General features: G+C 71.6%; 27 protein-coding genes. 11 read left to right on the top strand and 16 right to left on the bottom strand.

Annotated elements, in window-relative coordinates:
• The first annotated feature begins 116 nt into the window (after nucleotides 1–116).
• Genes Van01_RS05535 through Van01_RS05520 form a run of 4 tightly spaced genes read left to right on the top strand, consistent with a single transcriptional unit; the run spans nucleotide 117 to nucleotide 2,473 of the window.
• Complete coding sequence (locus tag Van01_RS05535) at nucleotides 117–254, top strand: hypothetical protein (protein WP_204001284.1); 138 nt, start codon at nucleotides 117–119, stop codon at nucleotides 252–254.
• Complete coding sequence (locus Van01_RS05530) at nucleotides 251–1,435, top strand: helix-turn-helix domain-containing protein (RefSeq protein ID WP_204001281.1); 1,185 nt, start codon at nucleotides 251–253, stop codon at nucleotides 1,433–1,435. The genes Van01_RS05535 and Van01_RS05530 overlap by 4 nt, the downstream gene beginning before the upstream one ends.
• Before the next feature lie 42 nt (nucleotides 1,436–1,477).
• Nucleotides 1,478–1,909 (top strand): hypothetical protein, encoded by a 432-nt coding sequence (locus Van01_RS05525; protein WP_204001278.1) that lies wholly within the window; start codon nucleotides 1,478–1,480, stop codon nucleotides 1,907–1,909.
• Nucleotides 1,910–1,951: 42 nt separating this feature from the next.
• Nucleotides 1,952–2,473, top strand: coding sequence for a P-loop nucleotide/nucleoside kinase family protein (locus Van01_RS05520; protein ID WP_204001275.1), 522 nt, complete (start codon nucleotides 1,952–1,954; stop codon nucleotides 2,471–2,473).
• 108 nt (nucleotides 2,474–2,581) lie between these two features.
• On the opposite strand, the gene Van01_RS05515 is transcribed toward Van01_RS05520, so the two are convergent.
• Together Van01_RS05515 and eccB are read right to left on the bottom strand one after the other, a co-directional pair.
• The gene (locus Van01_RS05515) at nucleotides 2,582–3,157 is read right to left on the bottom strand and encodes a dihydrofolate reductase family protein (RefSeq protein ID WP_204001272.1); all 576 of its coding nucleotides are present in this window, start codon (nucleotides 3,155–3,157) and stop codon (nucleotides 2,582–2,584) included.
• A 116-nt stretch (nucleotides 3,158–3,273) separates the two neighbouring features.
• On the bottom strand, nucleotides 3,274–4,650 hold the full coding sequence (gene eccB / locus Van01_RS05510) for a type VII secretion protein EccB (RefSeq protein ID WP_204001269.1): 1,377 nt from the start codon (nucleotides 4,648–4,650) through the stop codon (nucleotides 3,274–3,276).
• Between the two features lie 109 nt (nucleotides 4,651–4,759).
• Here eccB and Van01_RS05505 point away from each other — a divergent pair, with 109 nt between their 5' ends.
• Together Van01_RS05505 and Van01_RS05500 are read left to right on the top strand one after the other, a co-directional pair.
• Nucleotides 4,760–5,479: a polyamine aminopropyltransferase gene (locus Van01_RS05505; RefSeq protein ID WP_204001253.1), complete on the top strand. Its 720-nt coding sequence runs from the start codon at nucleotides 4,760–4,762 to the stop codon at nucleotides 5,477–5,479.
• Nucleotides 5,480–5,506: 27 nt separating this feature from the next.
• Entirely contained in the window at nucleotides 5,507–5,752 is a 246-nt protein-coding gene (locus Van01_RS05500; protein WP_204002074.1) for a hypothetical protein, read from the top strand.
• 106 nt (nucleotides 5,753–5,858) lie between these two features.
• On the opposite strand, the gene Van01_RS05495 is transcribed toward Van01_RS05500, so the two are convergent.
• Both Van01_RS05495 and Van01_RS05490 read right to left on the bottom strand, forming a co-directional pair.
• Nucleotides 5,859–7,016 (bottom strand): fatty acid desaturase family protein, encoded by a 1,158-nt coding sequence (locus tag Van01_RS05495; protein ID WP_204001250.1) that lies wholly within the window; start codon nucleotides 7,014–7,016, stop codon nucleotides 5,859–5,861.
• 16 nt (nucleotides 7,017–7,032) lie between these two features.
• Complete coding sequence (locus Van01_RS05490) at nucleotides 7,033–8,121, bottom strand: ferredoxin reductase (RefSeq protein WP_204001248.1); 1,089 nt, start codon at nucleotides 8,119–8,121, stop codon at nucleotides 7,033–7,035.
• An 84-nt stretch (nucleotides 8,122–8,205) separates the two neighbouring features.
• Between Van01_RS05490 and Van01_RS05485 the strand changes: the two genes are divergently transcribed.
• Nucleotides 8,206–9,453: a PucR family transcriptional regulator gene (locus Van01_RS05485; protein WP_204001245.1), complete on the top strand. Its 1,248-nt coding sequence runs from the start codon at nucleotides 8,206–8,208 to the stop codon at nucleotides 9,451–9,453.
• 36 nt (nucleotides 9,454–9,489) lie between these two features.
• Here the strand turns inward: Van01_RS05485 and Van01_RS05480 are convergent, their stop codons facing one another.
• The 9 genes from Van01_RS05480 to Van01_RS05440 form a co-directional block, all read right to left on the bottom strand.
• A complete protein-coding gene (locus tag Van01_RS05480; RefSeq protein ID WP_239098870.1) occupies nucleotides 9,490–11,064 on the bottom strand; it encodes a Na+/H+ antiporter in 1,575 nt (524 codons plus the stop codon).
• A gap of 89 nt (nucleotides 11,065–11,153) precedes the next feature.
• Nucleotides 11,154–11,942, bottom strand: a complete 789-nt coding sequence (locus Van01_RS05475; protein WP_204001242.1) for an IclR family transcriptional regulator — start codon at nucleotides 11,940–11,942, stop codon at nucleotides 11,154–11,156.
• A complete protein-coding gene (gene pcaC, locus Van01_RS05470; protein WP_204001239.1) occupies nucleotides 11,939–12,319 on the bottom strand; it encodes a 4-carboxymuconolactone decarboxylase in 381 nt (126 codons plus the stop codon). The genes Van01_RS05475 and pcaC overlap by 4 nt, the downstream gene beginning before the upstream one ends.
• Nucleotides 12,316–13,098: a 3-oxoadipate enol-lactonase gene (pcaD, locus tag Van01_RS05465; RefSeq protein ID WP_239098869.1), complete on the bottom strand. Its 783-nt coding sequence runs from the start codon at nucleotides 13,096–13,098 to the stop codon at nucleotides 12,316–12,318. The genes pcaC and pcaD overlap by 4 nt, the downstream gene beginning before the upstream one ends.
• A complete protein-coding gene (pcaB, locus tag Van01_RS05460; RefSeq protein ID WP_204001236.1) occupies nucleotides 13,095–14,477 on the bottom strand; it encodes a 3-carboxy-cis,cis-muconate cycloisomerase in 1,383 nt (460 codons plus the stop codon). Before pcaB ends, pcaD begins: the two co-directional genes overlap by 4 nt.
• On the bottom strand, nucleotides 14,452–15,021 hold the full coding sequence (gene pcaG / locus Van01_RS05455; protein WP_204001233.1) for a protocatechuate 3,4-dioxygenase subunit alpha: 570 nt from the start codon (nucleotides 15,019–15,021) through the stop codon (nucleotides 14,452–14,454). The genes pcaB and pcaG overlap by 26 nt, the downstream gene beginning before the upstream one ends.
• The gene (gene pcaH, locus Van01_RS05450; RefSeq protein ID WP_308442363.1) at nucleotides 15,014–15,754 is read right to left on the bottom strand and encodes a protocatechuate 3,4-dioxygenase subunit beta; all 741 of its coding nucleotides are present in this window, start codon (nucleotides 15,752–15,754) and stop codon (nucleotides 15,014–15,016) included. Before pcaH ends, pcaG begins: the two co-directional genes overlap by 8 nt.
• Nucleotides 15,755–15,860: 106 nt before the next feature.
• A complete protein-coding gene (locus Van01_RS05445; protein WP_239098868.1) occupies nucleotides 15,861–16,628 on the bottom strand; it encodes a CoA-transferase subunit beta in 768 nt (255 codons plus the stop codon).
• Nucleotides 16,625–17,443, bottom strand: a complete 819-nt coding sequence (locus Van01_RS05440; protein WP_204001230.1) for a CoA transferase subunit A — start codon at nucleotides 17,441–17,443, stop codon at nucleotides 16,625–16,627. Before Van01_RS05440 ends, Van01_RS05445 begins: the two co-directional genes overlap by 4 nt.
• A gap of 337 nt (nucleotides 17,444–17,780) precedes the next feature.
• Between Van01_RS05440 and Van01_RS05435 the strand changes: the two genes are divergently transcribed.
• The 3 genes from Van01_RS05435 (at nucleotide 17,781) to Van01_RS05425 (ending at nucleotide 21,418) form a co-directional block, all read left to right on the top strand.
• A complete protein-coding gene (locus Van01_RS05435; RefSeq protein ID WP_204001227.1) occupies nucleotides 17,781–19,241 on the top strand; it encodes a benzaldehyde dehydrogenase in 1,461 nt (486 codons plus the stop codon).
• A gap of 46 nt (nucleotides 19,242–19,287) precedes the next feature.
• Nucleotides 19,288–20,085, top strand: coding sequence for an IclR family transcriptional regulator (locus Van01_RS05430; RefSeq protein ID WP_204001224.1), 798 nt, complete (start codon nucleotides 19,288–19,290; stop codon nucleotides 20,083–20,085).
• Nucleotides 20,086–20,248: 163 nt separating this feature from the next.
• On the top strand, nucleotides 20,249–21,418 hold the full coding sequence (locus Van01_RS05425) for a 4-hydroxybenzoate 3-monooxygenase (RefSeq protein WP_204001221.1): 1,170 nt from the start codon (nucleotides 20,249–20,251) through the stop codon (nucleotides 21,416–21,418).
• Here Van01_RS05425 and Van01_RS05420 read toward each other — a convergent pair.
• Both Van01_RS05420 and Van01_RS05415 read right to left on the bottom strand, forming a co-directional pair.
• Nucleotides 21,394–22,149, bottom strand: a complete 756-nt coding sequence (locus tag Van01_RS05420; RefSeq protein ID WP_204001218.1) for a class I SAM-dependent methyltransferase — start codon at nucleotides 22,147–22,149, stop codon at nucleotides 21,394–21,396. The two genes, Van01_RS05425 and Van01_RS05420, sit on opposite strands and share 25 nt — an antisense overlap.
• Nucleotides 22,150–22,211: 62 nt before the next feature.
• Nucleotides 22,212–23,132: a DUF4034 domain-containing protein gene (locus Van01_RS05415; RefSeq protein WP_239098867.1), complete on the bottom strand. Its 921-nt coding sequence runs from the start codon at nucleotides 23,130–23,132 to the stop codon at nucleotides 22,212–22,214.
• Between the two features lie 277 nt (nucleotides 23,133–23,409).
• On the opposite strand from Van01_RS05415, the gene Van01_RS05410 reads away from it, so the two are divergent.
• The gene (locus Van01_RS05410) at nucleotides 23,410–25,299 is read left to right on the top strand and encodes a pectate lyase-like domain-containing protein (RefSeq protein ID WP_204001212.1); all 1,890 of its coding nucleotides are present in this window, start codon (nucleotides 23,410–23,412) and stop codon (nucleotides 25,297–25,299) included.
• Between the two features lie 46 nt (nucleotides 25,300–25,345).
• Here the strand turns inward: Van01_RS05410 and Van01_RS05405 are convergent, their stop codons facing one another.
• The gene (locus Van01_RS05405; RefSeq protein WP_204001958.1) at nucleotides 25,346–25,843 is read right to left on the bottom strand and encodes a GNAT family N-acetyltransferase; all 498 of its coding nucleotides are present in this window, start codon (nucleotides 25,841–25,843) and stop codon (nucleotides 25,346–25,348) included.
• Nucleotides 25,844–25,968: the final 125 nt, after the last annotated feature.

The raw sequence follows: 25,968 nt of genomic DNA, 5'->3' as shown, positions 1-25,968 counted from the left end.
TCATTACACGGAGAGTAACGGACGGTGGTGGACGAGGAAATCTTGCCACCGGTGCGCACCATCAGGCACCCCGCGCACCTCCTCACCCGACTGTCGTCACTGGATGGACTGACCCCATGAGGATGGCGATGATGATGCTCGGCGGCGTACTGCTGGGCTTTCTCTCCGGGTTGTTCGCGTTCAAGGTGAAGGCACGGTGGTGCCCACGCTGCGGAGCCTCCACGGAGGCCATCCGTCCGGCGGCGCGACGATGACCGGCGGCAGCCGACAGGAGCTGCCGATCGGGCGGCGCATCGCGCAGCTTCGGGTCCGCCGTGGGATGAGTCAGCAGGTTTTCGCCGACCGGATCGGCAAGTCGAAGAGCTGGGTCGACAAGATCGAACGGGGCGCCCGCAGGCTCGATCGGCTGTCGGTGATCGAGACGGTCGCCGGGGCGCTGGGGGTCGCCACCGGCGTGCTTGTCGGACGCGACAGCCGCCAGCCGACGGTCACCGAGATGACGGCCGCCGTGGAGCGGGTCCGGGAGGCGCTCGCCCGCTACGACATTCGCACCACCTGCGGCACGACGCCGGACCTTGACCGGCAGGTCGGGTACGCGCTCGCCGCGTACCGGCACGCCCAGTATCCGCAGCTGCTCCGGGTCCTGCCCGACCTGCTCGCCGACGCCCGCCACGCCGCAGCGGCCGGCCTGCCGGTGCCCGCTGTCGACATGTTGGTACGGGTGTACCGGCTGGCCGCCCAGGTTCTGGTCAAACTCGGCGAGCCCGACCTCGCCTGGCTCGCCGCCGACCGTGCCATGACCGCTGCCGGCGGCGACCCACGGCGTACCGCGATCGCCGTGGTCGGTCTGGCACAGGCGCTGCGTGCGGTGCGGCGCGGCCGGCTGGCGCTGGCCGTCGCCCGCACCGCCCTGCAAAGGCTCGGCCCGACGCCGTGCCCCGACAGCCCACCGGAGGATGTCGCCCTCGCCGGCGTCCTGGTTGTCGAAGCCGCCCTCGCCGCCGCCACCTGCGGCGACGCCTCCACCGCCGGCAGCCTCACCGATCAGGGCGCCGGCCTGGCCCGCCTGTCCGGTCATGGTGGCGGGTTCTGGCCGGTCACTGTCGACCTCGCCCGTGCGCTTACCGCCGCCAGCCTCGGTGACAACGGCCTCGCCATCGCCACCCACGAACGCGCCGTCAGCACAGCTGCCTGGCACCGGCTGCCCGCCGAACACCGCGCCGGCCACCTGATCGACATCACAGGCGCCCACCTCGCCCTCGGCGACCATGATGCCGCCGGACGCGCCCTGGTCAGCGCCGACCGGATCGCCCCTGCCGAGACCCGCCTGCGCCCGGTCGCTCGCGCCGCACTCACCACCGTCCTTCGCGCGGGCACCTCCCCTGCCGACGTCAGCCGTCTCGCCGCCATGCTCGGCCTGACCCGGCAACTGTGACCCGCAGCCCATCCACAGCAGAACCGACCGACGAGATGAGGCATGGTGCGTGAACAGCCGTACAGCGATCTCATCCGGGCCATGGCCCGGGCCGACTGGGACACCGCCGAAGCACTGTGCGACGAGATTCGCCGAAGTGGCCAGGCCGGCACCCCCTACGTCATCGGAGCCGCGTTCGCCCTCGCCGTCAACAGGTACTTCGCACCCGATGCGACACCCACCGACGTCGCCGCCTGGGTGTCGACAGTCCGCGCCCGTTACCAGGACGGAGACACCCCGCCGGCCCTCGAAACGGAGGGTCTCATCCGCGCTGCCCTCGGCGAACCGGAACTTGTCGACAACATGCCCGCCGAAACCGTGCTCGACGCCGAGATCTTCGTCCTCGTCCACATACTCCTGGACAAGAACCTGACCGACACCGAACTGGACGAGTTCCTCGCCGAGGCGGAGGAAGTCGCGGCCGAATACCAGTAGGCAACCCGCCAGCCTGATCGTCGCCGTGGGAGCATCCTCGGCATGATTGTCTGGATCAACGGTGCCTTCGGCGTCGGCAAGACGACCACTGCGGGCCTGCTCGTGGAGCGGCTCCCGGACGCCAAGATCTTCGACCCCGAGTACGTCGGTTACCTGCTGACCCCGTTCATCACCTCGCCGACCGGCGACTTCCAGGATCTTCCACTGTGGCGTCACCTCGTCGTCGAGACGATGAGCGGCCTCGCCCGGGAATATCCGCACCTTTGGATCGCGCCGATGAGCCTGATCAACCCGGCTTACCGCGAGGAGATTCTCGACGGTATCCGTGCGGTAGGCGTCGAGGTCCGCGAGGTCGTGCTCACGCTCCCGGAGGAACAGTTGCGCGCCCGCATCGACGCCGACCAGATGGATGCCGCCGCCCGCCAATGGCGACACGATCATGTCGCGGGGGCGCTCACCAGCTTCGCCGCCGTGACCGGAGCGCATTTGGTCGACGCGTCCCAGCCGCCCGAACAGGTGGCCGACGCCATCGCCATGAGCATCCGGTCAGTGCCCAGCCGCTGACCCGCCTCCGTCACGGAGGCAGCGTCGCTGGTGGGTACATCTGTTGTCGTGGGAACGACAACAGATGTACCCACCAGCGGCACGACGTTCAGCCGGGCGGTCGGCTGGTCAGTGGACGACGTCGTAGACCAACTTCTGGATGCCGTTGGCGTAGGACTCGCTCTCGACGAGCTTGAGGTTCTGCTTGTCCCGGTCGGTGTCGGAGAACAGCCGCTTGCCCGCACCGAGCAGGACCGGGAAGACCAGCAGGTGGTAGCGGTCGATCAGACCGGCGTCGGAGAGGTTGCGGTTCAGCGTGGCGCTGCCGTGGATACTGATCGGCCCGCCCTCGGTCTGCTTCAGCGCGGCGACGTCGTCGAGCGACCGGAGGATGACGATCTCGCCCCAGTTGGACACCAGGTCCTGCTCCTTGAGGCTCGTCGACACGACGTACTTCGGCATCGCGTTGTAGCCGGCGAACTCGACGGTCATGCTCGGCCACACCGGCGCGAACGCCTGGTAGCTGACCCGACCCATCATCATCGCCGTGGCCTCGTCCTGCTCACGGGCCTTGATCTCGTAGGCGGCCTCGTCAAACGCGATGTCGTTGAAGGTCCAGCCGGAGTTGCGGTAGCCCGGTTCTCCGCCGGGTGCCTCGACCACACCGTCGAGCGAGACGAACGCGGTGGCGATCAGGGTACGCATGAGGTTGCTCCTTGGTGTCGATCTGACGTGCTGTCGTCAGTGCGACGAGCGGGAGTCGACGGAATCGACAACGCACGCCGAGAAATTTCCTACCACTTTCGCGGCGTCCGGACGCGTCAGGCGGGAGCGGCGCGCTGGCGGGCCGCGTCCGGGTCGAGCGGCGCACCTGCGGGTACGAGACTGACCACCCCGGCGGGCAGCCGGACGGGTCGCACGTCGTCGTAGCCGAGCATGCCTGTCACGTCGGGGCCGGCGAGCGCGTACCGGCGGCCGAGGTCGGTCACCACGGAGATCGCGCCGCCGGTGGCGCCGGGGGTGGCCACCGACTCCACCACCGCGCCCCGCCCCGGCTCGACGAGCACCTGGTCGGCGGTTGTCGAATCGGCTGGCTGTTCCGGTGCCGGGATCGGCGTCGGCAGGTCCACCCCCAGCCGCAGCTCGACCGACCCGGTGTCGTCGCCGACCCGCGCGCAGATCGCCGACGAGGCCGGTTCGGCCAACGGGGGTGGTGTGACCGGCGGCGCGTCGGGCCCGTGGGGCACGAGGTCGGGTAGCTGCGGCAGTGCGGCGAAGCGCCCCAGGCTTATCTGTTCCGGTGCCCGCTGGCCGGTGCGGGCCAGCAGCAGGCCGGCCTGGAGCTCGGTGATGCCGGCGAGCCCGTCGCGCAGCACCACCGCGTACTGGCGCACGCCGCCGGAGTTGCTGACCACCAGCACGTCGCCGATCCGGGCCGGCGCGGCCCGGGTGGACGGCCGGCCCAGGCCGGGCGGGTCCAGCGGGGCCAGGTCGACACCGGCCGGCACCGTGTTGATCAGGGCGGCGGCCACCGGGACGCTTCGGGAACGGGTGGTCGCCAGGGCGGCCAGCACCCGGTCGGTGTCCCGGATCAGGTGCCGCCGCTGCTGCCAGAGCAGGTGCAGCCGGCCGTCGGGATCACGCAGCAGCAGTGCGTCCCGGCCCAACGGCCGGCCGCCGGTGCCGCCGGTGCCCACGAGCAGCACCGACCGGGGGGCCGATCCGGGCCCGGCCGGTGGCACCGAGCAGACCGTCCACGGCGTGGTGGACAGTCGGGCCGCCGGAGGCAGCGAGTCGGGAGCGTCGCGGATGCCCAACGGCAGGCCCCTCGGCACCCCGTCGATCGACCGGCGGGACACCAGCACCGTCTTCGGACGCTGCGTGCCGATGATCAGCAGTGCGGAGGCGTAGTTGAGCACCGGGTGCAGCTTCTCCTCCCGGTAGACGAACCGGGCGCCGGACTCCTTCTCGACGATGACCACGCTGGCGTCGCGCCACGTCGTGCCGCCGCCGGTGAAGAGGCCGTACAGGGCGGCGCCGCCCAGCCCGATGGCGGCCACCAGCACACTTGCCATCCCGGCTCCGGCGAGCCGACGCAACGGCGACTGCGCCGGATCAGACTCCCGCGTCACCAGGGCGGCCACCATCCGCTGGACGGTGAACTGGTAGGAGTGCAGCTGGTCCTGCCGCGACGGCATCGTTTCCCCTCCGGCGAGACGATCCGGGCACAGAATATGCGCTGCGTCGATGTCCCGGGGACCGTGCGTCACGCCGGGCGGCGGCGCACCGGCCGGTAGCATCCCGGCGGTGAGCGTACGTTTCGAAGAACTGGCCTGGCGTCCGACGCCGATCGGCGAGATCAGCCTGCGCCGGCGTCGCGATCCACGGCTCGACCTGGACGTGTACGAGGTCAAGCTCGACGACGAGTTCCTGATGTCGAGCCTGTTCACCGCCGGTGAGATCGAGTTGGCCCGGTTGGGGTTGGCGCCGTTGGCCGGCGACCGCCTCGACGTCATCGTCGGCGGGTTGGGTCTCGGCTACACCGCCCGCACCGCGCTGGCCGACGACCGGGTCGCCTCGCTGCTGGTGGTGGAGGCCGTCGAGGACGTCATCGACTGGCACCGGCGCGGACTGCTGCCCTTCGCCGCCGGCCTGGCCGAGGATCCGCGTACCCGGCTGGTGCCTGCCGACTTCTTCGCCCGGGTGGCCGGTCCGGACGGGCTCGACCCCGACGACGCGGAGCGCCGCTTCCACGCGGTGCTGCTGGACATCGACCACTCCCCCCGGCATCCGCTGCATCCGAGCCACGCCGCGTTCTACCGGCCCGAGGGGTTGCGCCGGCTGGCGCGGCTGCTGCATCCGGGCGGGGTGTTCGCCCTCTGGTCGGACGACCCACCGGACCGGGACTTCGAAGCCGACCTGGCCGCCGTGTTCCCCACCCACCACAGCCACGTGGTGCGGTTCGCCAACCCGCTCACCGGCGGCGAGTCGGCGAACACCGTCTATCTGGGGCAGCTCCCGGAGTGAGCCGGGGCGCGCACCCGGGTGGACGGCATGATCCGGGTGGTAACGGGTAGCCGGTCTCGCGCCCGGACCGGCCGGGCGGCCGGGTGGGAGGTGGAGATGCGTGCCCTGCTCTGGGTCGTCGGCGTGGTCGCCGGAGCGCTGGTCCTGCTCGGGCTGCTCCTCGAAGCGGTCCGCTGGCTGGTCATCATCGGTGTGATCGCGCTCGCCGCGGTGATCGTGCTGGCCTTCGTCAAGGGCCGCCAGTCCGCCCACAACTACCCCAACCGCCGCTGACCCCACCCCCGGGAACGCTCCTGGTGAGCAACTTCAGGGTTGTTGCCGGGTCAGCGGGGCCCCCAGACAGCAACAGCCCTGAAGTTGCCGGAAATCCGCAGCGCGGTCAGGCGGCGACGAGCTCCCGGGGCGGCTGGTTGGCGGAGTTGTCGAGCGGGGCGGCCGGGGTGGCTGGCTGGCGGCGGTTCGGCAGGGCGAGCCGGAAGACCTTCCTCCAGGCGGAGAAGACCTGCCGGGGCAGGGAGCCGGTGGTGTACTTCAGCCCGTACCTGTCGAACAGCGCCCGGATCTCCGGGGCGATCTCCTGGTAGCGGTTGCTCGGCAGGTCGGGGAAGAGGTGGTGCTCGATCTGGAACGACAGGTTGCCGGTCATGATATGCATCAGCCGGCTGCCGCTGATGTTCGCCGAGCCGAGCATCTGCCGCACGTACCACTCTCCCCGGGTCTCACCCTCGATCGAGGTCTTCTCGAAGGTCTCCACCCCCTCCGGGAAGTGCCCACACATGATCACCGAGTGGCTCCACAGGTTGCGGATCAGGTTCGCGGTGAAGTTGGCCGCCAGGGTGTGCAGGAACGACGGGCCGGACAGCAGCGGGAACAGCAGGTAGTCCTTGAGGAACTGGCGACGGATCTTCCGACCGACCGCGCGGACCCGGCGTCGGAACTCGGGGTCCTTGTGTCCCCCGTTCTTCAGCTTGTTCCCCAGGTCGAGGTCGTACGCGGCGATGCCGTACTCGAAGAAGCAGGCGTTGAGGAAGTTGTAGAACGGCTGCCCGAGGTGAGCCGGGTGCCAGGGCTGGTCCTCGTCGACCCGCATGATGCCGTAGCCGAGGTCGTTGTCCTTGCCGACCACGTTCGTGTACCTGTGGTGCAGCTCGTTGTGCGACTGCTTCCACTGGTCGGCCGGGGCGACGTGGTCCCACTCCCAACTCGTCGAGTGGATCTTCGGATCACGCATCCAGTCCCACTGGCCGTGCAGGACGTTGTGCCCGATCTCCATGTTCTCCAGGATCTTCGCCACCGACAGCCCGGCGGTGCCGACGATCCAGGCCGGCGGGAACAGCGAGAACAGCAGCACCACGCGGCTGCCGATCTCCAGCTTGCGCTGCGTCGAGATGACCTTGCGGATGTACGCGGCGTCCCGCTCGCCCCGGGAGGCGATCACCCGTTCCCGGATGGCGTCGAGTTCCTTGCCGAGGGTTTCGATGTCCTCGGCGGTGAGGTGGGCGATCGGGTTGTCGGCCTTCTTCTGGATCACGGTCACGTCGGTCGGTCTCCGATCAGATCTCGAGTTCGCACGGGCCGGCGGCGGCAGACACGCAGGTCTGCACGCGTACGCCGTCGCCGGGCAGGGCGGTGGTGAGCTGGCCGTTGCGCAGGTCGCGGACCGCGCCCTGGCGCAGCGGCAGCACGCAGCCGAAGCAGATGCCCATCCGGCAGCCCGACGGCATCAGCACCCCGGCGTTCTCGCCGGCGTCCAGCAGCGGAGTGGCGCCGGTGGCCGCCACGGTCACCGACGAACGGGTGAAGGTCACCGTGCCGCCGTCACCTGCGGTGATCACGGTGGGACGAAACCGCTCGGTGTGCAACCGGGCGGCGTGGCCGCGAGCCGACCAGTGCGCCTCGGCCGCGTCGAGCAGCCCGAGCGGGCCACACGCCCACGTCTGGCGCTCCAGGTGGTCGGGGACCAGGGTGTCGAGTTCGGCGACGTCCAGCAGGCCGTCGACCTCGGTGTGCCGCTCGACCAGGCGGATGTCGCCGCGCTCGGCCAGGCCGCGCAGCTCGGCCCCGAACACCGCATCGGCGGCGGTGGGTGCCGAGTGCACGAGCACCACGTCGCTGCCGGCCAGCGCTCCCGAGCGCAGCATCCCGGCCACCGGGGTGATGCCGCTGCCCGCGGTGAGGAACAGGACCCGCGACGGTACCCGCTCCGGCAGCACGAAGTCGCCGCGCGCCTGGTCGAGCTGGACGATCGTGTTCGGCCGGACCCGGCGGACCAGGTGGTTGCTGACCACGCCGTCGGGGATGGCCTTGACCGTCACCGAGATCGGTTCCGTGCGGCGGCCGGGGGCCGAGGTGACCGAGTAGGCCCGCCACTGGCGCACCCCGTCGACGTCGACACCGAGCCGGACGTACTGCCCGGGGACGTGCCCGCGCCAGCCACGGCCGGGCTGGATCAGCAGGGTCGCCGCGTCGCGGGTCTCCGGGTGCACGGCGAGGATCCGACCGCGCAGGTCGGCACCGGCACGGAGCGGGGCGATCAGGTCAAGGTAGTCGCTGGGCAGCACCGGCGTGGTCACCGTCTCGGCGAGCCGCCACAGGCGGTGCCGAAAAGATCTCGTGCCCGGTGGCGGGACGGTGGCGGTCATACGACGATGGTCGCGGCCCGCTGGCATAAACTCTTGGTCTGCGAAGGTAAAGCGATCCACCCCTTTTGTGCGGAGCGAACAACCGTGGCGGAACCATCCGGAACGACCAATCGGGCGGCCCGCATCGAACTGGACCAGCGGGTGGCCCGTGAACTGCGCGACCGGCTGCCGCTGGTGGCCGGTCAGACCGTCACCGCGATCACGGCCGAGGTGCCCAGCTATGGCGGCACCCTGACCGGACAGATGCGGGACAAGATAGAGAACGCGGTGCAGATCGCGTTGGGCACCTTCCTGCAACTGCTCGAACAGTCCCAGACCGCCGACCGTACGCAGGTCAACGACCCGAGCACCCCGCTGGTGCCGGCGCTGGAGGCCGCGTACGCCCTGGGCAGCGGCGAGGCCCGGTCGGGCCGCAGCGTGGACGCGCTGCTGGCCGCGTACCGGGTGGGTGCCCGGGTCTCCTGGCGGGAACTGGCCGCCGCCACCGTGGCGACCGGCCTGCCCGCCGCCACGGTCGCCGAGTTCGCCGAGCTGATGTTCGCCTACATCGACGAGCTGTCCGCCGCCAGTGTCGCCGGGCACGCCGACGAGTTGGCGAGCGTGGGCCGGGCCCGACGGCGGAACCTGGAACGGCTCACCCAGCAGTTGCTCGCCGGGGAGGCGGAGGACGTGCTGCTGCGCAGCGCCGAGCGGGCCGACTGGCCGGTGCCACAGACCCTCACCGTGGCGCTGCTGCCGCAGGCGAAGCTGCGCGGGGCGCTCGCCCTGCTGGGCGAACACACCCTGGAGGGCAGCGAGGAGCTGCCCGTCGGTGAGCCCGGTGAGGAGACCGCGGTGCTGCTCGTACCCGACATGCACGGCGACCGTCGTCGACAGCTCATCCGGGTGCTGCACGGTCGCCGGGCGGTGCTGGGGCCCGCCCGTCCGTGGGCCCGGGTCAGTTCCTCGTACCGGCGGGTGGTCCGGGTGGTCGCGCTGGGTATCGCCCAGCCCACCGACGGCGAACCCCTGGACACCGAACATCACCTGGCCGAGCTGCTGCTCAGCGCCGACGTCGAGGCGCTCGCCGACCTCCGCGCACGGGTCCTGCAACCCCTCGCCGAGCTGCCCGCCGCCACCGCCGAGCGGCTCACCGAGACGCTGCGTTCCTGGCTGCTGCATCAGGGGCGGCGCGACGACGTCGCCGCTGACCTGTTCGTCCACCCGCAGACCGTGCGGTACCGGATGGGTCAGCTACGCCAACTCTACGGTGACCGCCTCACCGATCCGCGCAGTCTGCTCGATCTCACTGTCGCGCTCGCCCTTCCGGCCGGCGGCGCACCGGCCGGATGAGCGGACCCGTCGGCCAGCCCGCGGCCCGGCCAGGTGTCACTCGGAGGACATCGGGCCCAGCAGGCGGATCTCCTCGACGTCCAGCCGGGCCTGCAACTCCTGCAACACGGTGTCGTCGATCTCCCGCCGATCGCGCATCCGGGTGATCTCACGTCGCTTGTGTTCCAGGGCCGCCAGCCGCAGCTGGCGTTCGGCCTCCCGGGTGGCCGTGGAGTCGTCCTCCGGCGCGGACCGTACCGCGCTGAGGTGGCCCGCGTACTCCTCGCGGAGCCGTTCCATGCTCTCCGTCCTGGCACCAACCCGGTCGGCGAGGTCGGGCATCGCGTCGAGCGTGGCCCGGGTGGCGGCCTCCTGGGCCCGCCGTGACTCCTCGACCCGTTCCGGGTCACCGCTGAGCCCGGCCCACGTCATCAGGAACGGCAGGGTGGTGCCCTGCACGAGCATTGTCGTCAGGATCACCGTGACGACCCCGAAGATGATCAGGTCTCGTTCCGGCACCGGGCTGCCGTCCTGCGCGGTCAACGGCACGGCGAGCGCCGCGGCCAGGGAGACCGCCCCCCGGAAACCGGCCCAGCCGGCGACCGTACGCACCCGCCAGTTGACCCGGCGTTCGAGCTGGGACGCGCGCCTGTCCACCAGCCGCGCCACGATGGCGATCAGGTGCAGCCAGAGCATCCGGACCACCACCAGCACCACGGCCATCACAAGCGCGATCACCACGGCCCGGCCCAGCGAGACGCTCGTGACGTTCCGTACCGCCCGGGGGACCTGCATGCCCACCAGCACGAAGAGTCCCCCGTTGATGAGGAAGGTGGTCAGGTCCCAGAACGACAGCGCAAGCACCCGGGATCGGGCCCGGATCACGCGCGGACTGGCGTAGGAGAGCATCAGGCCGGCGACCACCACCGCGAGCACTCCGCTCTCGTGGATGCTGTCGGCGAGGAAGAAGGCGGTGAACGGGGTGAGCACACTCAGCGCACCCTCCCGCAGCGGATCGTCGATGCGCTTGCGGATCAGGATCGCCACCGTGCCGACCACCATGCCGGCCGCGATGCCACCGAGGAAGGACAGCCCGACCCGTTCGACGAGTTCGAAGGCGTCAGGTGCGGCACCGCCGCCGAGCAGGCCCAGCGCGATGGCGAACAGCACCAGGGCGGTGCCGTCGTTGACCAGGCTCTCCGCCCGCAGGGTGGTCAGCAGGCGGCGGGGCATCCGCTTGGCCAGGCCGGCCACCGCCGCCGCGTCGGTCGGGGCGAGCACCGCGCCGAGCACCCACGCCACCGCAGGGTCGACGCCTAACCGCTGCACGACAAGCGACACCGCCACCATCGTGACACCGACCAGACCGACCGCCAGCAGCGCGATGACCACGATGTTCGCCCTGATCTCGCGCAGGCTGATGGCGATGCTCTCCCGGTAGAGGATCGCCGGCAGGAACAGCACCAGCACCACCTCGGGCGCGAGGACCACGTGCGAGAACGGGGGCAGCAGCGCTACCAGCGCGCCCAGGCAGATGAGCAGCACCGGTGGCGCGACCCGGTACCGGCCACCGATCGTGGTGCCGACCAGCACGACGGCACCAAGCGTGATGACCAGCAGCAGCTCGCGCACCCAGCCCCCGTTTCGTCGCCCCCCACATGGTGGTACGCCGACGGGCCACCCCGCGGCCGATTCGCGCAGGGCCCGCGACGTGACCGGGCTCAGCGGCCGGGACCGGCGCCCAGGTCCTCCTCGATGCGCTTCGCGGTGGCCAGCAACGGCGGCAGCAACTCCCTGCGGATCATCTCGAACGAGCCGCGACTGGCGTGGGCGGAGACGTTCACCGCGGCCACCACCGAGCCGTTGTCGCCGTGGATCGGCGCGGCAAGTGACCGCAGCCCCTCCTCCAGCTCCTGGTCGACGAGGGCGTACCCCTGGGTGGCGATCTTCGTCAGGGTGGCGCGCAGTTTGGCCGGGTCGGTCACGGTGCGCCGGGTCAGTGGTCGTAACTTCGCCGTGGCGAGGTAGTCGTCCAGCCACCCGGCCGGCTGCGCGGCCAGCAGCACCCGGCCCATCGACGTCGCGTACGCCGGGAACCGGGTGCCGACGCTGATCCCCACCGTCATGATGCGTTTGGTGGGCACCCGGGCCACGTAGACGACCTCGTCGCCGTCGAGGACCGACATGGAGCAGGACTCGTGCACCTGCGCGACAAGGGCCTCCATGTGCGGCCGGGCCACCTCGGGCAGGCTCAGGCTGGACAGGTAGGCGTAGCCGAGATCGAGGATGCGCGGACGCAGCGCGAACAACCGCCCGTCGGTGCGTACGTAGCCGAGGTCGACGAGGGTGAGCAGGAAGCGGCGCGCGGCGGCCCGGGTCAGCCCGGTGCTACGGGCCACCTCGCTGAGGGTGAGCTGCGCATGTTCGGCGTCGAAGGCCCGGATCACGGCGAGCCCGCGTTCCAACGACTGGACGAACTCGCCGGAGCGGGCCGTCGCCTCGTCGGTCACTGGGCCTCCTGTCGCAGAGTCTCCTGGGCCACCTTGAACGCCCGGTTCGCCGCCGGTACGCCAGCGTAGACGGCCACCTGGAGCAGCACCTCCCCCACCTCGTCGGGGGTGAGGCCGTTGCGCAGGGCGGCGCGTACGTGCATGGCCAGCTCCTCGTCGTGGTGCAACGTGGCCAGCACGGCGAGGGTGACGCAGCTGCGGGTACGCCGGTCCAGCCCGTCCCGGGTCCAGATCTCACCCCACGCGTAGCGGGTGATCAGGTCCTGGAAGTCGGTGGTGAACTCGTCGGTGCCGGCGACGGCCCGGTCGACGTGAGCGTCACCGAGCACCTGCCGGCGGACCGCCATCCCGGCCTCGTACCGCTGCTCGTCGGTCATCTCCGCACCGCGCCTTCCGGGTCGAGGTGGTCCACGAGCAGCCGGGTGACGGCCTCGGGCTGCTCGACGTTGGCCAGGTGCGCCGCGCCGTCGAGCACCACCAGGCGGGCCGCCCGGATCCGCTCGGTGATGGCCGCCGCCTGCTCCGGCGGGATCGCCGGATCGTCGGCGGCGCCGATCACGAGCGTCGGGGCACGCACGGCGGCCAGGTCCGGCCGCAGGTCCATCGCGGCGATCGCCTCACAGCAGCCGGCGTACCCGACGGCGGGGGTGCTGACCAGCAGGTCCCGGTAGGCGGCCACGGTGTCCGGACGGGACGCGGCGAAGGCGGGGGTGAACCAGCGTTCGACTATCGCGTCGGCGATGCTGTCCAGCCGACCGGCCCGCACGGTGGCGGCTCGGGCCCGCCAGCCGTCCGCCGGCCCGAGCGACGCGGAGGTGCACAGCAGGGCGAGCCGGTCGATCCGCTCGGGGGCGTGCGCGGCCAGCCACATGCCGACCATCCCGCCGAGGGAGAGCCCGGCGTAGTGGACGCGGGCGACCCCGAGGTCGTCCAGCAGGCGCAGCACCTTCCGGCCGAGCAGGTCGATGGTGTACGGCCCGGCCGGCACCGCCGAACCACCGTGACCGAGATGGTCGTACCGGATCACGCGGTAGCGCGTCGCCAGCGCCGCCACCTGCGGCTGCCACATCGCGCCGGTGGTGCCCAGGGAACTGCCGAGCAGCAGCGCCGGTGCGTCCGCCGGGCCGTCCACCACGGCGTTCAGCCCCCGGGTCACGGCTGGACCTCACGGTGCGGCTTAGCGGAGGTGGCGGGACTGCGCGTTGCTTGGCGGTGCAGGTCGAGGGCGCGGTCGACGAGGTGCCCGGCGCTGCCGAGCCAGCCGGCCGGGTCGAGGGCGGCGTCGACGTCCGGTTCCGACAGGTGGGCGCGCAGATCCGCCTCGGCCAGCAGCGCCGCCCGGAAGTCGGGCCGGCCGGCGGCGCGGCGCACCAGGTCGTGGGCGGCGGCGCGGCCCAGGGCCGGTGCCAGCCGGGCGGCGACCGCCTCGGCGAGCAGCAGGCCGCCGGTGGCGTCCAGGTTGGCCCGCATCCGCTGCGGACGCACGTCGAGGCCGGCCAGCATCCGGGCGGTACGGGCGGCGGCCCCACCGGCGAGGTGCACCAGGTCGAGCAGCGGTTCCCACTCGGCGTGCCAGCCACCGGCGGCCCGCTCGTGTTCCTGCGCGGCGGCGGCGAACAGCGTGCCGACCAGCCCCGGGCCGCGCCGGGCCGCGGCGGTGACGAGCACCGAGTCCACCGGGTTGCGCTTGTGCGGCATCGCCGAGGAGCCGCCGCGCCCCTCCCCCGCCTCGGCCACCTCGCCAACCTCGGTCTGCGCGAGCAGACCGACGTCGAGGGCGATCTTGCCGGTGGCGGCGAGCAGCCCGCCGAGGGCCGAGGCCAGGTCGAGCAGGGGCTGCCGGCGGGTGTGCCAGGGCAGCGGGCTCGCCGCCAGCCCCAGGTGCGCGGCGAACCGTTCGACGATCACCGGCCCGGCCGTGCCGTACGTGGCGAGGGTGCCGACCGCCCCGCCGAGCTGCGCGGGCAGGCCGGCGCGTACCTGGTCCAGCCGGGTCCGTGCCTCGACCAGGCCGACCAGCCAGCCGGCCGCCTTGAGCCCGAAGGTGGTGGGTGCGGCCTGCTGACCGAGGGTGCGCGCGGTCATCACAGTGTCGCGGTGGGTACGGGCCAGCCGGGCAGCGGCCTCGGCGGCGTCGGCGAGGTGCCGCAGCAGCGGCCCGGCAGCGCGGACCGCCACCAGCGACAGCGCGCTGTCGAGCACGTCCTGGCTGGTCGCGCCGTGGTGCACCCAGGGCCGGGCCGACTCGTCGACAGCCGCTGTCAGCTCCCGCACCAGCGGGACGACGGGGTTGCCGGCCGCCTCGGCCGCGACACCGAGCGCAGCCGGGTCGTACCGTTCGGCGCGGCACTGCCGGGCGATCTCCTCGGCGGCCGACGCCGGCAGCAGGCCCGTGTCCGCGCCGGCCCGCGCGAGGGCGGCCTCGACGTCCAGCAGCGCCCGCAGCAGGGCGTGGTCGCTGAGCTCGGCGTCGACGTCAGGGGTGCCGGAGAGCCCGCGCAGCAGTGCCTCAGACGGCGAAGAAGACTGTCTCATGGTCTCCCTGAAGACGGATGTCGAACTGGAACCCGTCCGCAGCCGGTCGGGCCAGCAGCGTGTCACGACGTGCCGGGTCGACGGTACGCAGCACCGGGTCGGTGGCGTTGGCCGCCTCGCCAGGAAAGTAGACCCGGGTGACGAGGCGGTGCAGCAGCCCCCGCCCGAACACCGACAGGGTCAGGTGCGGTGCCTCGGTGTCGCCGTCGAAGGTGGGCAGCGGCCCCGGCATGACCGTGTGCAGCGCGTACCGACCGTCGCTGTCGGTCTCGGCCCGGCCGAAGCCCCGGAAGCCGGCGACCGCCGGTGGCCGGGCGCCACGCGGATCGTCGGGGTGGTCGAAGCGACCGTCGGGATCGGCCTGCCAGCTCTCCACCATCGCGTCGACAACTGCGGCGCCGGTGCCGTCGACGATCCGGCCGCGCAGCCAGAACGCCCCCGGTGTGCCCTCCGGAACCACGTACGCCCCGTCCGGCCAGCGCAGACCGATGTGCAGGTACGGCCCGACGGTCTGGGCGGGCGTGACGCCCAACGACTCACTCATCGTCGTCCTCGTCCTCGAACACGGTGGCCTCCCGGCCCCGCAGCACGATGTCGAACTCGTAGGCCAGCGCCCACTCGGGGCGGGTGGCGGCGTGGTCGTAGCGGGCCACCATCCGCTGCCGGGCCCGCTCGTCGCGGACCGAGTTGAAGATCGGATCCTGGAAGAACAGCGGGTCGCCCGGGAAGTACATCTGGGTCACCAGCCGCTGGGTGAACGCCCGCCCGAAGAGGGAGAAGTGGATGTGGGCGGGCCGCCAGGCATTGTCGTGGTTGCGCCACGGGTAGGCGCCGGGTTGCACGGTGACGAAGTGGTAGCGCCCGTCGGCGTCGGTCAGGGCCCGCCCGACGCCCGTGAAGTTCGGGTCCAGCGGCGCCGGCCAGGTGTCCGCCGCGTGCCGGTAGCGGCCGGCGGCATTGGCCTGCCAGATCTCGACAAGGGTGTGCGGCACGACGCGGCCGTCGCCGTCGAAGACCCGGCCGTGCACGATGATCCGCTGCCCGAGGGGTTCACCGTCGTGCTGGCGGGTCAGGTCGTGGTCCAGCTCGCCGAGGCGGCCCTCGCCGAGCAACGGGCCGGTCACCTCGGTGAGCCGTTGCGGCAGGTAGGTCAGCGGCTGCTGCGGTGCCCGGGTCACCGTCGACCGGTAGCCGGGGCTGAGCAGCGGCGGGTGGGCGTCGACATCGTCGCGCCGATAGCTCGGCAGGATCAGTTTCCGGTCGGCGTCCTGGCTCACTGCCGCTCCTCCCCATCAGTCGGTCCGAGTATCCGCGACCCGGCGGCGTCGCGTGGGTGCCCGGGGGCGATCGCGCCGTCCGGTGGTCCGATCCGGGGCCGCCCGCTCACGCCGCCGTCCGCATCGTCGCTTCGAGGGCGCGCAGCACGGCGAGTTCCTCGGCGGTGGGCGGCTCACCGGTGCTCAACTCGTCGGCGACGGCGAGGGGCCACCCGGTGGCCTCACGGACCCGCTCGACGGTGACGCCCGGGTGCAGTCGGGTGAGGGTGAGTTCGCAGCTGTCCGGGTCGGCCTCCAGGACGCCCAGGTCGGTGATGACGGTGCGGGGTCCACCGCCGCGCAGCCCGAGCCGGGCCCGGTCGCCGGGGCCGCCGCCGTAGCCGACCGAGGTGACGAAGTCGACGCGTTCGGTAAAGGTGCGCCGGCTCTGCCGGACGATCACCACCACCTCACCGCAGGAGGCGGCGATCTCGGGAGCGCCACCGGCACCCGGCAGACGCACCTTCGGATCGGTGTATTCGCCGCCGATGACCGTCGTGTTGATGTTGCCGTACCTGTCGAGCTGCGCGGCGCCGAGGAAGCCGACGTCGATGCGGCCGGGTTGCAGCCAGTAGTTGAACACCTCGGGTACCGAGATCACCGCGTCGGCGGTGTCGGCGAGCACGCCGTCACCGATGGACAGCGGCAGCCGGTCGGGCTTGGCACCGAGACAGCCGGACTCGTAGATCAGCACCAGACCGGGGGCGTGGGTGGCGCGGGCCAGGTTCGCGGCGGTGCTGGGCAGTCCGATCCCGACGAAGCAGGCGGTGCCGGCACGCAGTTGCCGGGCCGCCGCCACCGTCATCATCTCGTCGGCGGTGTACTGCTCACTCACGCCTGCACCTCCGCGTCTCGTACGTGCCGTGCGATCCACTCCTGGAACGTGTCCCGGTCCCGGCTGATCTCGTCCCAGGCCACGTAGAAGGCGTTGTCCCGCACCGAGTAGCCGTGCGCGTACGAGGGATGGGCGCCACCGGGTACGTGCGCCACGGCGGTGACGGCCCAGCCGGGCAGCACGACCTGGCCGGCCACCGGGGTCAGCTCGTCGACGATCTCCTCGACGGTGACCAGGGATCGGCGGGCGGCCAGCACCGCCTCCTTCTGCACCCCGGTGATGCCCCACATCTGCACGTTTCCCGCGCGGTCGGCACGCTGGGCGTGCACCACTGTCACGTCGGGGTTCAGCGCGGGGACCGCTGTCAACGTCTCCCCGGTGAACGGGCAGTCGATGCTGCGGATGTTCGTGGTGTGCCGGGGCAGGTCGGTGCCGGTGTAGCCGCGCAGCACCGCGAACGGCAGCCCGGAGGCACCCGCGACGTAGCGGTTGGCCATCCCGGCGTGGCTGTGTTCCTCCAGCTCCAGGGGACCGGGCCAGGAGTTCTGCACGGCGTCGCGGAAGCGGTGCAGCGACCCCACGCCGGGGTTGCCGCCCCAGGAGAAGACCAGACGGCGGGCGCAGCCGGCACCGATCAGCTGGTCGTAGACGACGTCGGGCGTCATCCGCACCAGGGTCAGGTCGCGCCGCCCCTGCCGGATGATCTCGTGGCCGGCGGCGAAAGGAATCAGGTGGGTGAACCCCTCGAGCGCCACCGTGTCCCCGTCGCGGACCAGCTCCGCGATGCCGTCGGCAAGCGGGACGAGCTTCGCCATGAGCCTCCCTGCCTCCTGTGTCGAACACCCACCGGCCGTTGTTCGGTATGCGGACCGGCGTACAGATCTCGAACGTAATCGTGGTCGGTGAGGTTCGTCAACGCGTGCCGACCGGCCGGATTCCTACGTCCGGCCTATTGCAGAAATGTTGCGGCGATCCGTTGACGCGAGTCGAGTCCCGTGCAAATGTCCTAGATGAGAACGCTTGTTCGGCAAGCGAACAGGCGTCGCGCGCGGCCGGGTCCGACTGCCGAGGGACCGTCGCACGCGTGAGGCGTGGTCGGGACTACCCCACCGGCCACGGCCCGGGCTGTTCTGCGGCGCAAGGAGGATCACCATGCCCCTGCTCGACACCGACACCTGGCACGGCCGGATCTACAGCGACGGGTGGGTGCGGGCGGCCGGTGGCACCGCCGCCGTACGCGCTCCCGCCACCGGCGAGGAGATCGGCCTGGTCGGCGTGGCCGACGCCGACGACGTGGCCCGGGCCAGCGCCCGGGCCGCCGCCGCGCAGCGCGCCTGGGCCGCCACCAGCTACACCGAGCGGGCCGCCGTGCTGCGCCGGGCCGGCGCGCTGTGGGAGCAGCACGCCGCCGAGGTCGGCGACTGGGTGGTCCGCGAGTCCGGGTCGATCCCGCCGAAGGGTGTGCTGGAGACCAGCACCGCCGCCCAGGAGTGCTACGAGGCCGCGACGCTGCCCTCGCAGTCGCTCGGTGAGATCATCCCGAGCGGCCAGCCCCGGCTGAGCCTGGCCCGCCGGCTACCGGTGGGCGTGGTGGGCGTCATCTCGCCGTTCAACGCCCCGCTGATCCTGGCCATCCGCTCGGTCGCCCCGGCGCTGGCGCTGGGCAACGCGGTGGTGCTCAAGCCGGACCTGCGTACGGCGGTCTGCGGTGGGCTCTCCATCGCCCGGGTCTTCGAGGAGGCCGGGCTGCCCGAGGGACTGCTGCACGTGCTGCCGGGCGGGATCTCCACCGGCGAGGCGCTGGTCGCCGACCCGCACGTACGGGTGATCAGCTTCACCGGGTCGTCCGCCGCCGGCCGCAAGGTCGGCGAGGCCGCCGCCCGGCACCTGAAGCGGGCGCACCTGGAACTGGGCGGCAACTCCGCACTCGTGGTGCTCGACGACGCGGACCTGGACCTCGCCGTCTCGGCCGGGGCCTGGGGTTCCTTCCTGCACCAGGGGCAGATCTGCATGACCACCGGCCGGCACCTGGTCCACGAGAGCCTCGCCGAGCGATACGTCACCGAGCTGGCCGCCAAGGCCGACCACCTGCCGGTCGGCGACCCGGCCAAGGAGCAGGTGGCGCTCGGGCCCATCATCGACGAGGCGCAGCGCGACAAGATTCACTCGCTCGTCACGTCGAGCGTGGACGCGGGAGCCCGGCTGGCCGCCGGTGGCAGCTACGAGGGGCTGTTCTACCGGCCCACGGTGCTCGCCGACGTCACCCCGGAGACCCCGGCGTACGCGCAGGAGGTGTTCGGCCCGGTCGCCCCGGTGCTCAGCTTCGCCGACCTGGACGAGGCGGCGGCGCTGGCCGGCGCCAGCGAGTACGGACTGTCGCTGGGCATCCTCAGCCGCGACGTGATGAAGGCGATGGCGCTGGCCGAGCGCATTCCCAGCGGCATCGTGCACATCAACGACCAGACCGTCAGCGACGAGGCGGTGGCGCCGTTCGGCGGCGTCGGCGCCTCCGGGACCGGTTCCCGCTTCGGCGGGGCGGCGGCGAACATCGAGGCGTTCACCGAGACCCAGTGGCTCACGATGCAGGGCGACATCACCCGCTACCCGTTCTGAGCAGGACGGGCAGGCAGGACAGGCAGTCAGGACGGACAGGTCGGACATGGCGGGCAGGACGGGCACTCCCGGAGCGTCGGTGACCTCGCGGGTGCTGGCCGTGCTCGGCGCGTTCGACGCGGCCCACCCGGCGTTGACGCTCAGCGACGTCGCCAGGCGCAGCGGGCTGCCGCTGGCCACCACGCACCGGCTGGTCGCCGAACTGGTGACCGGCCGGGCGTTGGCCCGCGCCGCCGACGGCAGGTACACCATCGGCGTACGGCTGTGGGAGGCCGGGCTGCTCTCGCCGCTGCACACCCGGCTGCGCGAGGTGGCGCTGCCCTACCTTCAGGAGCTGTACACAGCGGTGCGGGAGAACGTGCACCTCGCCGTCCGCGACGGCGACGAGGCGCTGTACGTGGAGAAGGTCACCGGGCACCGGTCGGTGCCGACCGTCTCCCGGGCCGGCGGCCGGCTGCCACTGCACGCCACAGGCGTCGGCAAGGCGCTGCTGGCGTACGCCCCGCCGGAGGTCGTCGCCGCGCACCTGCGCCGGCCGTTGCGCCGCTGCACCGCGTACACGGTGACCGAGCCCGGCCGACTGGCCCGCGAGCTGTCCACGGTACGCGAGCGCGGCTGGGCGCGGACCCACGAGGAGATGACCCTCGGATCCTGCTCGGTCGCCGTGCCGGTGCGCGACGCCGACGGAGCCGTGCTGGCCGCGATCGGGGTGGTCGGGCACAGCCTCGGCACCGCGCCGCAGCGGCTGGTGCCGGCGCTGCTGACCGCCGCCGAACGGATCGCCGCCCGGCTCGCCGACACCGCAGCGGTCCCGGCAGCCGGCGCGCTGCGTTCCACCGCCTGACGCTGCGGCCGGGCCGCCACCTGCCGACGCCGACCTGGACGACCGGCCCGCAGCGGGCTTCCACTGAGTGGAAACCGGCAGCGGCGGCACGGGGCCGCAGCGGGCAGGCTGAGAGCCGGGTGACAATGTCGCCCCCACCACCGTTGGCGGCGAGGAGGCACTGATGCGTACCCAGGTCGGCATCATCGGAGCGGGACCGGCCGGTCTCATGCTGTCGCACCTGCTGCACCGGCACGGGATCGACTCGGTGGTGATCGAGAGCCGCAGCCGGGAGTACGTGGAGCACCGGCTGCGGGCGGGCGTGCTCGAACAGGGCTCGGTCGACCTGCTGCGCGACACCGGCCTGGGGGCGCGCCTGGACCGGGAAGGGCTGCGGCACGAGGGCATCGAGCTGCGCTTCGACGGCGAGTCGCACCGGGTGCCGATGACCGGGCTGACCGGCCGGGCGATCACCGTGTACGGGCAGCAGGAGGTGGTCAAGGACATGATCGCCGCCCGGCTGGCGGCGGGCGGGACGATCCTGTTCGAGGCACCTGCCGAACGGCTGTCCGGCCTGGACAGCGCCCCGGTGATCCACTTCCGATACCAGAACCGGGACGAGGAGCTGCACTGCGACTTCGTGGTCGGCTGCGACGGCTACCACGGGATCAGCCGACCGTCGGTGCCTGACGGGGTGTTGACCACCTACGAGCGCACCTACCCGTTCGCCTGGCTGGGCGTGCTCGCCGCCGCCCCACCTGCGGTGGACGAGCTGATCTACGCCCATCACGAGCGCGGCTTCGCCCTCTACAGCATGCGCTCACCGCAGATCTCCCGGCTGTATCTCCAGGTTCCGGCCGACGAGGACATCGCCGACTGGCCGGACGAGCGGATCTGGGCCGAGCTGCGTACCCGGCTGGAGACGGTGCCGGACTGGACGCTGAACGAGGGTCCGGTGCTGGAAAAGTCGATCACCCCGCTGCGCAGCCTGGTGGTCGAGCCGATGCAGTGGCAGCGGCTGTACCTGGCCGGCGACGCGGTGCACATCGTGCCGCCGACCGGCGCCAAGGGCATGAACCTGGCGCTCGCCGACGTCGCGCTGCTCGGTGACGCCTTCGCAACCTGGTACGCCGACGGCAGCACCGATCTGCTGGACGGCTACTCGCGTACCGCGCTGCGCCGGGTGTGGCGGGCGCAGCAGTTCTCCTGGTGGATGACCTCGATGCTGCACCGGCTCAACGCCGACGACCCGTACGAGGCGAAACTCCAGTCGGCGACCCTGCGCTACGTCACCACGTCTCCGGCGTACGCGACAAGCCTCGCGGAGAACTACGTGGGTCTGCCCGAGGTGTGAGGTCCACCGCCCGGTAGCCGGTCGCCCTTACGCGCGAGGATGAGCCGGAACCGTGACCTACCGTCGCGGTGCTGCCCCAGACCGGTCAGGGCAGTGTCCGTCACGGTGAAGCCGACAGCCGTCAGGTCGTCGCGGAGCGCGGCCAGGCCGGTGGTGTGGTAGTACATCACGAACGGTGGACGCCACACGGCGTTGCGGACCCGCATGGTCAGGTCGAATCCGCGGGTGACCCAGTGCGACACCGAGGTACGCGGTGACTGCGTGCCTGTCGGAACGGCGAACAGCCCACCCGGCCGCAGCGCCCGGTGCACCCCGGCGAAGAGCGCGGGCCGTTCCGCAGGCAGGAAGTGCCCGAGCGCACCGGCGCTGACCGCGAGATCGAACCCCTCGGTGAACGGCAGGGCCCGAGCGTCGGCACGCACCCAGGTCGCCTCCGGGTACGCGCGACGTGCCTGCGCGAGCATCCCGGCGCTGAAGTCCACGCCCGTGATCCGTTCCCGACACACCGACCTGAGGACCTGCATTCCCGCGCCGGTGCCGCAACAGACGTCCAGCCCATTGTCGAACGACCCGACGTCGGACAGCGCCTGCGCGGTCGCGTCGAGAACACTGTCGGGCGTCCGGAAGGGCGTGTGGTCGAACTTGGGCGCCAGCAGGTCATAGCCGCGCTCGACCGAGGTGAGCGCCTGGACGCACAGCTCCCGTAGCGACGGGCCGTGTGGCGAGAACACCGGCCGAGGGTACCTGCCGACCGTCACCCGCTCCGGCCGACGTCGGGCCGTACCGCAGTTCGTCAGCTGCGGTTCGCGGTCACGTAGTCGAGGGAGGCGGTGAATTTCTCGACCGGGTCGCCGAGGATCATCCACGGCCACTCGGTGACCATGCCGTCCAGCAGTGCGAACGCGTGCCAGGCCGCGTCGAACTCGTCGGCCAGTTCGAAGGCCATCGCGAACGTCGCAACTCGGGGTGCCCAGCCCGGGCCGGCAGGGATGTAATCCGGGTGGAAGATGGAGTTCTCCGCCGCGGCGAGCAGCTCCGTCCGGACCTCGTCCGAGACGATGTAATCGTTGGCCTCCGCTCGTTCGGTGCGGTCCCACTTCTCGATGTGGGCGACGGCCACCAGCTCATGCAGGAGACTGTTGGGTCCGGCCGCAGCGGCAGCACCCCGGGCGAAGTCGAACATCTGCTCATGACTACCTGACCATTTCGCGCACAGGTACTGCAGCCGCTGCTCGTGCGCGACGAGGTGCCCGGGGTGCAGTCGAGTCACCACGTCGAACCGCTGCTGAGCCTCGACCGCACCGATGCCCAGCCCGCGGGAACTGGTCACCAGCCACGCCCACGCCGTCACGTTGTCCGGTTCGCGGGCGATCACCTGCTGCAACGTCGCCTCGGCGTAGTGCAACCGCTCGTGGAATCCTCTGAACTGCTCGGCACTTGTGTACTTGGCCAGTTTGCCGCCGCGTGCCTCCCACGCCCAGTGCACCGCGTGACAACCGGCTACCAGCAGCGGCAGCGTCGACTCCGGTTCGGCGTCGATCCATTCGCCGATCCAGTCCTGGATCCCGTCGACCCCGCCGACGGCCTCCATCAGGAAGGCCAGTTCGTCCGGGTCGGCTGCCATGGTGAGCAGCTCCCGTGCCCACTTCCACTTGCGCTTCTCCAGCGCCCGGATCAGGGCCTTGCGGTGCGGGTCACCGTAGGTCGGGTCCAAGACCGGCTCCGTCGGGTGCTTTTTGAACGGCCACATGCCAACCCAACCTCCGTGTCGTGCGCCGCACCGGCCGCCGATCCTAGACGATCAAGGTTGGGCGCAACGACGTCAGCCCACCGAGGTCCACTCGCCCCCGGACGAAATCGGTCCGGCGGCAGGCATGGCGTGCAGCCGCTTCAAGGGGTAGAAACAGGTCGGCGAGAGAGCGCTCTCACGCCACCTTGGTCTCCACCACTTCGTCCGGGCCCGCACCGCGCCGGACGGGAAGGACGTCCACATGCCGACCTCACCACCACACCGGCGACTCGGTCGCGCTCTGGCCTTCGGACTTGTGCTGACCACCGCCGCCGTCGCCACGAACGCCCCGGTCAGCGCCGGCCCGCCGCATCAGCAGCCCGGGCGCGCCGCAGATCGGCCGGCCACCCCCAACCTCGGGCCCAACGTCACGATCTTCGACCCGAGCATGCCGGTCAGCCAGATCCAGGCGACCCTCGACGCGGCGCACGCCGTGCAGGTCGACAACGAGATGGGCACCACCAGACACGCCTACCTGTTCCGGCCGGGCCACTACGGCACCGCCGACCAGCCCCTCCAGATCAAGGTGGGCTACTACACCGAGATCTCCGGCCTGGGCGCCTCCCCCACCGACGTGGTCATCAACGGCAAGGTCGAGGCGTACAACCGCTGCCTCACCGAGGGCGGCACCGCCAACTGCATTGCGCTCGTCAACTTCTGGCGCACACTGAGCAACCTGTCGCTCCGGATCAACGCCGCCGGCCAGGACGACTGCCGCGCCACCGCCAACTTCTGGGCGGTGTCCCAGGCCGTGTCGATGCGCCGCCTCGACATCAGCGGCGGCGGACTGTCACTTATGGACTACTGCACGAACGGGCCGCAGTACGCAAGCGGCGGCTTCATCGCCGACTCCCGACTGCCGGCCACCACAAACGGCTCCCAGCAGCAGTGGCTGACCCGCAACAGCGAGGTCGAGAGCTGGTCCAACGCGGTGTGGAACCAGGTCTTCGCCGGGGTGGTCGGGGCACCCGACGACGCCGGATTCCCCGACCCGCCGTACACCACGCTCGACACCACCCCGCTGAGCCGGGAGAAGCCGTACCTGTTCGTCGATGCCAGGGGGAAGTACCAGGTCCGGGTGCCGGCAGTTCGCCGGGACACGCGCGGCATCACCTGGGGCACCAGGATGACGCCGGGGCGGACCATCCCGATAAGCGACTTCTTCGTCGCCAGGCCGTCCGACCCGGTGCACGTCATCAACCGTGAACTCGCCAGGGGCCGGCACCTGCTGCTCACCCCCGGGGTTTACGACGTGGCCCGCAGCATCGAGGTCCGCCGGCCAGACACGATAGTGCTCGGCATCGGGCACGCCACGCTCACCGCGGTGAACGGCGCGGTGCCGCTCAACGTCGCCGGGGTGCCCGGCGTGGTCGTCGCCGGGGTCACCGTCGACGCGGGGCTCAAGGAGTCGCCGGTGCTGCTGCGGGTTGGCCAGCGCCACGGCCGCAACCACAGCACCCGGCACAACCCGATCACGCTGTCCGACGTGTACTTCCGGGTCGGCGGCCCGCACATCGGCAGGACGGACACCGCGCTGGAGGTCAACAGCGACCACGTCCTGATCGACCACACCTGGGTGTGGCGGGGCGACCACGGCGTCGAGGGTTTCACCGAGGGGGTCAACGGCGACACCGATCGCTGGCGTACCAACACCGGCCGCTACGGCGTGATCGTCAACGGCGATCACGTCACCGCCACCGGCCTGTTCGTCGAGCACTTCCAGCGGTACAACACGGTGTGGAACGGGGAGCACGGCACGACGATCCTCTACCAGAACGAGCTGCCGTACGACCCGCCCACCCAGGCGGACTGGCACAACGGCAAGGTCAACGGCTGGGCCGGCTACAAGGTCGGCGACCGGGTCCGCCACCACACCCTGCACGGTGGCGGGGTGTACGTGTTCAACCAGAACAACCCGTCGATCCGAACCGAGAACGGCTTCGAGGTGCCGGTACGGCCCGGTGTCCGGCTGCACCACATCATGACCGTCAACCTCAGCGCCGGCACCATCGACCACGTGGTCAACGGCGTGGGCGAGGCGGCCGACATGGACCGGGTCGGCGCTCCGGTCTATCTGAAGCAGTACCCGTAGCGCCAGAGGCGGGGGCCGGCGGCTCGCCGGCCCCCGTCGACGCGGCTCATTCCACCACCGGGCTGCGCCGCTCCAGCAGGACGACGTCGCGCCAGCGGCCGTGGTGCCGACCCATCCGCTCACGGGTGCCGACGACCCGGAATCCGACCCGCCGGTGCAGGGCGAGGCTTGCGGTGTTCTCGGGGAACACGGCAGCCTGGATCGTCCAGATGCCGGCCGCGTCGGTCGAGGCGATGAGCGCGTCGAGGAGCAGCCGCGCCACCCCCCGGCCCCGAGCGGCCGGGTCGACGTAGACGGAGTGTTCCACCACCCCGGCGTAGACCTCCCGGTAGGAGGTGGGCGTCACCGCGATCCAGCCGATCAGCGTGCCGTCCCCGTCGACCGCCACCAGCCGGTGTGCCGGCAACCGACCGGCGTCGAACGCGGCCCAGGTCGGCGCGACGGCATCGAAGCTGGCGTTCCCGCCGTCCAGCCCGGCCTGGTAGATCGCCAGGACCCGGTCGGCGTCGTCGACAGTCATCGGGCGCAGCCGCACCTCGGCCATTGGCGGCTCGGTTCGGATCATTGGCGAATCGTAGGCGACCGCCTCGGATGGCCTCGTACCCGAACCGGATCCGCGCCGGTCGCCGCCGAGTCCGGTGAGCGTTTCGGGCCTGGCTGACGTCCGTC

It is taken from the genome of Micromonospora andamanensis (assembly GCF_016863495.1).
GTDB classification, from domain to species: Bacteria; Actinomycetota; Actinomycetes; order Mycobacteriales; family Micromonosporaceae; genus Micromonospora; species Micromonospora andamanensis.
Note: the sequence above shows the minus strand (reverse complement) of the source record. Positions and strands in the feature narration are given on the sequence as shown.